9 protein-coding genes are annotated in these 6,507 nt (G+C 45.6%); 5 read left to right on the top strand and 4 right to left on the bottom strand.

From position 1 onward, the window contains the following. The coding region (locus BUB27_RS17290; RefSeq protein WP_200797159.1) for a transposase domain-containing protein at window positions 1–258 on the top strand (258 nt) is incomplete at its 5' end. 194 nt (window positions 259–452) lie between these two features. Here the strand turns inward: BUB27_RS17290 and BUB27_RS17285 are convergent. Both BUB27_RS17285 and BUB27_RS17280 read right to left on the bottom strand, forming a co-directional pair. Next, complete coding sequence (locus tag BUB27_RS17285) at window positions 453–908, bottom strand: hypothetical protein (RefSeq protein WP_143185142.1); 456 nt, start codon at window positions 906–908, stop codon at window positions 453–455. A gap of 472 nt (window positions 909–1,380) precedes the next feature. Continuing rightward, a complete protein-coding gene (locus BUB27_RS17280; protein ID WP_143185141.1) occupies window positions 1,381–1,911 on the bottom strand; it encodes a hypothetical protein in 531 nt (176 codons plus the stop codon). A 479-nt stretch (window positions 1,912–2,390) separates the two neighbouring features. On the opposite strand from BUB27_RS17280, the gene BUB27_RS17275 reads away from it, so the two are divergent. Then, on the top strand, window positions 2,391–2,777 hold the full coding sequence (locus BUB27_RS17275) for a hypothetical protein (protein WP_143185140.1): 387 nt from the start codon (window positions 2,391–2,393) through the stop codon (window positions 2,775–2,777). 364 nt (window positions 2,778–3,141) lie between these two features. Here the strand turns inward: BUB27_RS17275 and BUB27_RS18980 are convergent, their stop codons facing one another. Beyond that, entirely contained in the window at window positions 3,142–3,501 is a 360-nt protein-coding gene (locus tag BUB27_RS18980; protein WP_159435053.1) for a hypothetical protein, read from the bottom strand. Between BUB27_RS18980 and BUB27_RS19310 the strand changes: the two genes are divergently transcribed. The 3 genes from BUB27_RS19310 to BUB27_RS17260 all read left to right on the top strand — a co-directional run bounded on the left by BUB27_RS19310 (window position 3,481) and on the right by BUB27_RS17260 (window position 4,845). Beyond that, window positions 3,481–3,837: an RES family NAD+ phosphorylase gene (locus BUB27_RS19310; RefSeq protein ID WP_159435052.1), complete on the top strand. Its 357-nt coding sequence runs from the start codon at window positions 3,481–3,483 to the stop codon at window positions 3,835–3,837. The two genes, BUB27_RS18980 and BUB27_RS19310, sit on opposite strands and share 21 nt — an antisense overlap. Before the next feature lie 6 nt (window positions 3,838–3,843). Then, the gene (locus BUB27_RS17265) at window positions 3,844–4,128 is read left to right on the top strand and encodes a hypothetical protein (RefSeq protein WP_143185139.1); all 285 of its coding nucleotides are present in this window, start codon (window positions 3,844–3,846) and stop codon (window positions 4,126–4,128) included. 222 nt (window positions 4,129–4,350) lie between these two features. Beyond that, entirely contained in the window at window positions 4,351–4,845 is a 495-nt protein-coding gene (locus tag BUB27_RS17260; RefSeq protein WP_143185138.1) for a hypothetical protein, read from the top strand. Between the two features lie 565 nt (window positions 4,846–5,410). Here the strand turns inward: BUB27_RS17260 and BUB27_RS17255 are convergent. Beyond that, a complete protein-coding gene (locus BUB27_RS17255; RefSeq protein ID WP_143185137.1) occupies window positions 5,411–6,370 on the bottom strand; it encodes a Fic family protein in 960 nt (319 codons plus the stop codon). Between the last annotated feature and the right edge of the window lie 137 nt (window positions 6,371–6,507).

The following is a 6,507-nucleotide window of genomic DNA, read 5'->3' as shown; positions in this document are numbered from 1 at the left end:
GTGCGCCCGCTCAAACTCGGAGCCAAAAACTGGTTGTTCGTAGGCAACGAAGACACGGGCTGGCGCAGTGCGGTCATCTTCACGCTGATCGAAAACATCCGCCGCGCAGGCCACGATGCCTACGCCTACCTCAAATGGGTCTTCGAAAAAATTCCCCACATGACCAATCAGGACAACCTGCGTGAGCTGCTACCCAAAGTCTGGATCAGACTCCAGCAAGACAAACAGCAGACGAGCAGACAAGAGACCGCCGCCTGATCATAGACGTCATATACGACGCTCTATGACGTCTACGAAATCGATGTTGCAACGTCAGCCGCAAGTGAAATCCAAGGGCCGATGATTTAGCGCTTACCCCTCAGAACTCCTCATGATCTAACCGTGGGGAGTCTGACTGCCCGATGTGGTGGAGGAGCGGGGGATGGGGGAGTAGGTAACGAAGATAGGGGGGACTATCCTAGTAGATCCTTCGCGGCTACGGTACAGATTCGGTAGGGATAATCTGGGTGGGTATACAGATCGAAGGGGAGTAATGCTCTGATGCCTTCGTAGTCCAGTTCCTCAAGAAGATCGATGATCTTGGGGACAAGCTTCACAAGTTGTTCTGCTTCGTTGGCAGCTACGATGATTTTGACTTCGGTGGATCTGTGTTTCTTGGTGACACCCCATTCCTTCTGAATTGTCTTCGGTAGACTTTGCTCATGGTCTACGTTGAAGTAGAAGACGACAGCCTCTGGTGATTTGTGGCTGTATCGATCTACGGAAATACTATGGAACGAAGACCTATCGCAGCACAGAATGTGTGGGTTAGTACGCTGGGTGAAGTGAACGATTCTACCAGCTGTCAGTAGCTCTTCGGCTGCGAGAGTTTCAAGCTTGTGGTAGAAGGTTTTGGTGACCGTTGGCATTTGGGTTGAATCTAGAATGTTCGTTGAGGGAGGGGAAGGGGAAAATAGATTCGTAGCTATATCCTCATGGGGGTCATCTATGCCGACCTCATCAGCTTCTCTATGTGTTTAGAAATACCTCTGTTGTTTTCCAGCGAAGAGAGATTATTGAACATACTATTGAGCTGAGAGCACGATTAAACCTGTCATCGAAAAATTGAACAAGAGGATCGACTAGCGGACTCTTGAGTGCTCGGAGGTTGTCAATCTGTGCTTCGAAAATCGCAGACAGGATGAGGTAGAACACCAATGCAAGAACGAGTGTGGTGATAAGGTACTTTGGTGTACAAAATACCAAGATTCGGAGTTTCAACTTATCAAATGTACTGAGCATGAACTTATCGTCTTGTTGCTTGAGTTTTATCCAACGTATTACCCTTAGAAGCTGTAATGCTTGTCCTCATCGACAGTATCCAGCTAGTCATTCAGATGCTTATAGAAAAAGTTGCTCGGAAGCTCTATAGCCCGCACGAGTAATCTTGTAGGTGTTCCTGCCTGAATTAGTTATCCAGTTGTACGAGAGAAGGAGCTTAATGTCATCTTCTAAAAAGCGAGGTTCAGGGCTATTTAAAAAACCTGAAAACCATGGGGCAATGGCTAACTGTTCTCCGTTCAGGAAGAGAATACCATTTTCGCGATCTTTAACTTCTTTTAAAATGTAAAGAGCTTGTTCAGTCAGGCCACTCTCTTCAGTTACGATCTGACTAAAGCCGTCTAACTTGGAAGTAACGGATGTCAAAGTATCGGTTATGACCTTAAGCTGGTCTTGAATTTGTGTAAATTCCGATTTTAACAGCAACTCTATTCCTTTTTGTGCTTGTTCGTTGTTCTCAAGAAATTCAATCACTTCACAGAAGTTTTTTTCAATCAAGTAGTCCTTCAGTCCTTGTAAGGATCGATCCTTGGTTGATTGTCTTTCTTGTAAGAATGTGACAATCATCATTATGAGTGTTGCGTATTCCATTTCAGTTAGATATTCTAATGATCTTTTGAAGCCTGTAAACGAGCAAAAGTTTAACTTTGAATTTAGAGTCCATACTTGGTTCCTATAGCTTTTTTCTTCCTTGCCCCTCTGAGAGACTCTCCGTATCTTGCCCGTGCATCGGCAATAGTCGGTGTGGGGCGTGAGAACCTCATTGCAGAGCGGCTTCAGTGACATGAGGATACCTCAACCTTTAATGACGACTTCTGTTCAGGCACTCGGTATAGCTCTTCATACTGATGCCTTGCTGATCGTGAACGGTGTTGTCATGTGGTGATAGTATCATATGATACTATCATGGAAAGTATCGCGATATGGATAGATCTTTAAGGATTTATAAAGAAGTGGCTGGGCAGAGAGGTGTGAAAGCTCAAGCTTACTTTAGCAGTGATACCCCTGATGTTGTAATTTACAGGGCAATTAGTATTCTTGGAGCAGATAATGTATTCACTTTTTAAGTTATGGAGACACAAATAGTTAAAATAGAAACGGGTTCTACAACTTTAAGGTTTGTTATCTCGTGGCTGGAGAGTATTGGGTGTGCTCTTAAAAATCCTACTAGTAAAGAAATTTCTGGTTACCTATCGGGCAAAGGAAAAATCGTATATACGGAAGAGGAATTTAATCTTTGTATGCAGGAGCAAAATACAGGGACAGTTCAGCTATGGTATGCTGAGAGTAGTGATATATTTTTGAGTTGGGATAAAAATGAAGTGGTTTTATACTTTGATGGAGTTGAATTTGAGATGAGGAGAAAGGTGCTCATGTGCCTAGTGGATAAATTTACAATCCCATATGAAAGCGGATCCATGTTAGATTGGAAAATGACAACGGAGTATTATCAATAGTAAATGAACCCACGCGCCAACCAATAGCGTTGGTCGTGCCAACCTATTTCAAAGAACGAAGTCCAGATAGCTTTTATCCTCTCTCCGCTCGGGTCATGCGGTAAGTAGATTGCCTCCTCCGGTAATCTAAGGGAGAATGGCATTCGGCGATGAACCTAGTGATTTTCTAGCCGCCGCCCCAGTGAGACATTCCAGACAACCAACCCGCGAACGTGACTTCACGCTACCTGTCTCCTTTGCCGCCTGTTGCTTCGCACATGCCTGATATCTCTCTGCACTGGAAAGTTCGCCTACTTCTGACTGAACACCGAAACAGCTAGCCCTCCTCGTGCTGCTTGTCCCCGTCAACCAAATGAATAATGAACTAGGTATCGATGCGACTAGTCCGAACGATGTGGCTACCAAGCCTAGTTTGGATGTTAGAAGGGATCAACTGATATGAGTTGATCACGTCTTCGACAAACTCTACCGCCTCAAGCAGGAGAGTATCGCTGGCTCGCTGGACGGGCGTAATGGCTCCATCGACTACGTGCTGGATACAGTGGGTAACCGTACCACCCGTACGGCATCCACCACCAGCCTGCTGGAGCTTCGGCCTGACCAGAGCTTCAGCTACACGAACAACGACCTGCTGAGCCACCACAGCTATGATGCGAACGGCTCCACCACCTCCTCTCCACAGGCGGACTACCCAGGTAGAGAGGTGACAACATGGCAAAAGCATGATGGGAATGTTGCGGCTGATCACCGATACAGCGGTCCTGGAACAGGTTCTGTTTATGCGGGCACATCTCAACAAACTGCTTTAGCCGAGATTTCTCATTATCCAGGAGCTCTTGAAGGTCGTGTAGTTGTAACGGCTAGAATAAGATTGAATAATGCCTTAGACCTTACAAACCCTTCAGTACGTAGTCGGTTAGGTGTTAGTAACTCTGATATAACAGGTGATTCCTATATAAAGACACAGGAAATTGGAAACTGGGCAAGAGCGAGTGGATATGATGGAATCAGAGCACCTTCAGCAAGAGATCAAGGCGGAACAAATGTTATCGTATTTTAATATAAAATGGAAAATGGTTTAGAGCGATACTATGGTGGCGATGAAAACTGGCTTCGATATGTAGAAGCTGTCTCAGTAAACTGGTCTGCTTATGGGCAGAAGACTGAGCTTTTGGATGCCTTAAATGGACAAGAGGATATAGCTAAAGTATGTGTGGAAAAATTTCCATATAATATTTTCAAGGTAATTACTGAACAGACAAACTCGTTAGGCGGGCTGTGTATTTCCCAGTGCTGTAGTGATGAGAAGCTCATTAAAAGAGTTCGGACAATGTTGATGCGAATGCCGTAGTATCATAGATTAACTGTGTGTTACAGAACCCAGCTTCAGGTAAGCTGTATAATAAATAGATAGAGATATAATATGACAGTACGTTATGTAGTTAAAGAACGGCTGTGTGATAACACATATGCCGAGATACAGGTGACGTTATCAAGGCTGGAAAACATTTCGTCCTCAAAATGGATTATATGGATATTTGACTAGTTTATTTGTTAAGTAGAGACTTTAAAGATGTTAAAGGGGCTTGGGTATTGGAGTGGGTATGGTGCACCAGCTGGTTATATCAATCCTAAGTATTTGCGAGGTGAGTACACTCAAAATGAAAAAGAACAGATTGCTAAATATTTACTAAAAGGCAATAAGGTGAATTTTCAATTAGGCTATGCGATTAACAGGATTAATCCCGCACAAGGTGGAGCTTTTATGGGGTGTGCTGAAATCACGGATGGTACATACATCTGGCCCGAAGGGTTGTGGATTTATGTATACTATTATGATGTAAGATTACCTGCTTATTTTCTGAATCATATCAACGAATCAAATGCTCTAGATAAAACAACCTGTGGTGATCTGAGTACGGTTAATTGGGATTATTCTCAATGGATAGGATGGTGTAAGAAAAATAGGCCGAACTTGTTAGGAGTGATTTGTTGTAGCTTCTCTAAGGACTCTCAGATTTTAAATGAGAAAGAAGTGTTGGAGGTTAGGTTAAAGTTGCTAAACTAGAAATGAACCCACGCGCCAACCAATAGCGTTGGGCGTGCCAACCTATTTCAGACAACGAAGTTCAGGTAGCTTTTATCCTCGCTCCGCTTGGGTCATGCGGTTAGCACGACTCAACCATAGCGAGCCTAACAAGAAGCATGCCAAGTTTGTGAATGATGCAGGAAGACCTTCTTGTTCGATGGATGCATACGTTTAAGCTGGGGGCTTGCATGGTGAGTCAGGATCCTTTCTCCGTCTTTGATCGTGCACCCTGATCCTGATCTGCCCATGAACTCCCCGAGCTTCTTAGCGCTTGGCGATATTTCCCATGCTGACTATCTCCCGACCAGGCAACACAAGGCCACCACCTCATTCACCATGTGCTGTCCCGGCACAACCAGATCCTCTATCCCAAGCATCTTTCAGCCAAGCGGACCTCAAAGACCAGTAAGCCTAGCGAGTCATCCGAGCTATGTGGAAGCTATCAGTGCTCTATGACTGAAGCCATTGTCTCTAACTCAAGTGTGCCGACTCAGTCACCATTCTATGTTGGTCACCGGGTGGGTGCAGGGAGCAGGCTAAAACATTAGGAATTGAACTGATAGAGCGTGAGAGCCTTGTCACCGCTCTTAGCCAGCAATTCCATGTCCACACCCGCCTTCAAGTCTCTGCTCGCTGTAGCGGGGGATATGGTCTTGTGAAGAGTCATGTAGTCTTTTCTCGAAAACGATGCTTCACCGAAGTGTTTTCTGGCAGTTTCCAGTCTGTCTTCTGGGGTGGCATGCTTCGGTCTGAATACCTCCATGAAATCCTCCAGTGACTCCATGATCATCTCCAGTGCGAACTCGATGAAGAGGGTGGATTCCCCAGCGTGGTCGCATTGCTCCAGAACCTTGTAGTAACGCTTCTGGTGTTTCTTGATGATGGATTCCAGCGGAATGTATTCGAAGACCTCGTGGTAGTGATACAGAAGTAGTGTGTGCCAGAATCTACCCAGTCTCCCGTTACCGTCTTGGAAGGGGTGGATAAACTCGAACTCGTAGTGGAACACACAGCCCTTGATGAGCGGGTGGGTATCCGACTTCAAGAACTTGAACAGATCCTCTATCAGGTGGGGAACCCTGTCGGCTGGAGGAGCCATATGGGAGACTACGTTGCCTTTCATCACTCCCACGTTACCCGTCCTCCATTTGCCAGCTTCAGGGATGAGACCTTTCATCATGATCCCGTGGGATTTTAGGAGATGTCTCTGGTTAGTCGGACTGTAGCTGGTCAGGTTCTCATAGTCCGTATTGGCATTGAGAACCTCTCGGATGTCGTTCTTGGGAGCGATGACCCGCTTTCCGTCGAGGATGGCGGTGACCTGCTCCAGATCCAATGAATTGCCTTCGATAGCCAGAGTTCCTTGGAGTGTGCGTACCCTGTTTGACTTGCGTAACTGGGGCTGTGGTCTGGGATGATCGAGGCTTTCCACACGACCAATCAATCTCTCGATACTGGAAACGAGACCGAGGATTTTACTGGTGATCGTGAACGGTGGTGTCATGTGGTGATAGTATCACATGATACTATCCTGGCAAGGATCACGATGAGTCTAGATGAGGGTGTAAACTTCCCCGTCAAGGGTTCAGATTTCTCAAGGAATTTTGGGAATTGAACAAATGTGGGTTTGTGGTAATGTGC

This window comes from Rubritalea squalenifaciens DSM 18772 (assembly GCF_900141815.1).
GTDB classification, from domain to species: Bacteria; Verrucomicrobiota; Verrucomicrobiia; order Verrucomicrobiales; family Akkermansiaceae; genus Rubritalea; species Rubritalea squalenifaciens.
Note: the sequence above shows the minus strand (reverse complement) of the source record. Positions and strands in the feature narration are given on the sequence as shown.